The organism is Pedobacter kyonggii (assembly GCF_004310665.1).
Classification (GTDB): domain Bacteria; phylum Bacteroidota; class Bacteroidia; order Sphingobacteriales; family Sphingobacteriaceae; genus Pedobacter; species Pedobacter kyonggii.
The window spans coordinates 1-2158 of the sequence record NZ_SIXF01000064.1; the positions used below are offsets into that span (position 1 = coordinate 1).

Sequence of the window (2158 nt, forward strand, 5' to 3'; positions counted from 1 at the left end):
GGTTCATCTATAAAGTTGTACCAGTTATCCACTGGCAGCTGCGAGGTTATTATTGTCGCGCCGTTGCCATATCTATCCTCCAGAATATCAAGTATTGCTATCCTGGCATCATTGCTCAGTGGCTTAAGCCCGAAGTCGTCTAATATCAGTAGCCTGTTTGAGGATATCCCCTTAATCCATCGGAGGTAAGTTCCATCGAGCCTTGCCTGGGCAAGAGCATCCAGAAACTTATTCATACTGAAATATAGCGTACGGAATCCAAGTAGGCAGGAACTGCGCCCCAGTGCACAGGCAAGGAAACTTTTGCCGCACCCGGTAGCGCCGGTAATGAGCACATTTTCACCACGTTCAATAAAAGTGCCGTCCGATAGTCTTAGTACCTGTTCACGGGTAATGCCACGCTCGGAGGTACAGAGTATATCCTCGGGAAGTGCATGATACCTGAGCTTACTGAACCTGAGATATTTTTCTGTTCTTGCATGCTCACGGTACTCGATTTCTGCCTGGACAAGCATGGCGAGCATTGAATGTGGGTCCTGGATCTCGTGTACTGGCAATTGTAGTGTTGCCTCATAGCGCCTGGCCATTCCGCTGAGCCTTAGGCTTTTCATCTGGTCTGCTGTGTTCTGTGTATTCATATTGATCTTTATTAATTGGTTTTGTATGCTTCGGCTCCTCGCACGTTCTGGTGCAGTGGCGTCCTGTATTCCTTCTGTTCTGTTTCCTCAACCATGTCCATATTATTGTCAAGGATGTTTTTTATTACAGTGTATTTAAACCTGTGCCCGGTGAGTGCCCTTTTGCAGGCAGCTTCCATTCTTGCCGCTCCATAGGCTTTCAAGAGCCGCATCAGTCCAGCGCAGCCAGCATATGATTGATGTATCACGGGATTGCTCTGCATCAACTTCTGAATAAAGTCATAAGTGTTCTGACCTGCTCTTTCAGCCTGTTTCAGATAATATTCAGGATCCCATCCCTTTTCATCCGAAAAGGATTGGTGCGCTTCAGGCATATGTTCCCTTACGGTTGTAAAATGGTGTTTTCTGAAACTCCGGACGTGTATGGCAATCCGCGTGCAATTATGAAAGATCTCAACGCTGTCCATACAATATGATATCCTGACCTCCTTGCCGATATACCTGAAGGGAACACTGTAATAGTGCCAATCTTCACCTACGAGGACATGATAGTTCTTCTGAACTTTTGCCCTGGTGTAGTGCTGGATAGAGAAAGATGATTCGGGAAGTGGCTGCAAAAGTGCGGACTCATTATTATGGAAGAGCTCATAGCGGCTGAAACTTTTGCGCTGGAAGCTAAGCTGGTGATGTTCATTCAGTTTAATCATGATCGCTGCATTCAATTCCTTAAGGCTGTAGAAGGTCTGGTTCCTAAGTTTCGCATAGATGCGCATGTAGGCTATCCTCACAAAGTTCTCTACGCTTGGCTTGTCCTTTGGCTTATAAGGGCGTGCAGCAAAGAGTGCAATCTTGTTATGGTTGGCCCACTGCTCCAGCATTTCGGTAAAGACAGGTTCATACTTTGAGCTTTTGGATACCCACTGCCTCATATTATCAGATTTTACCCCTTTGGGCACACCACCTATATAGATAAGTGCTTTGTTCAATGCTGATACAACCTGCGGCAACTTTGCATCTACAAGCGCTTCCACATAACCGTAACCGCTAAAGGGAAGAATGGCAAGAAATACCGGACAGCTAACCAGTTCTCCTGTAGAAGTATCCAGATAATGCAATGGCGCGCCGGCAAAATCTACCTGCATCATCTCAGCTGGCTTATGCTCAAAATGCATAACGGCCTTCGAGGCCCGGTTATGTTCCTGCAGCAGATCACAGAATCTGGAATATTGAAACCCTTCCGGATAATTGGTAATATACTCTTCCCACAACAATAACCTGGTTACGCCTTCTTTGGAGGCGAGCTGTTGATTGTGATATTCCAAATGTTCAAGGAAATGAACCCGCCTGGGGTCAGCATCCTCCATTACCTCTTCCTTTACAAGGCCAAGGATCTCATCGATATCCCTATCTGATAGCTTTAGCAAGCCATCAAAGGTCAAACCTGTCGATCTGAACTTTTCCAGGTAACTCGCGATCGTACGCCTGTTGACCCGGACCTCTTTCTCTATTTTCCGTTGGGA

General features: G+C 46.3%; 2 protein-coding genes. Both read right to left on the reverse strand.

Annotation, left to right across the window (positions count from 1 at the left end; genetic code table 11):
* Nucleotides 1–638, reverse strand: a 638-nt coding sequence (locus EYS08_RS25525; protein WP_131032706.1) for an ATP-binding protein, incomplete at its 3' end; no start/stop codon positions are given.
* 11 nt (nucleotides 639–649) lie between these two features.
* A complete protein-coding gene (istA, locus tag EYS08_RS25530; protein WP_262711754.1) occupies nucleotides 650–2146 on the reverse strand; it encodes an IS21 family transposase in 1497 nt (498 codons plus the stop codon).
* Nucleotides 2147–2158 lie beyond the last annotated feature (12 nt).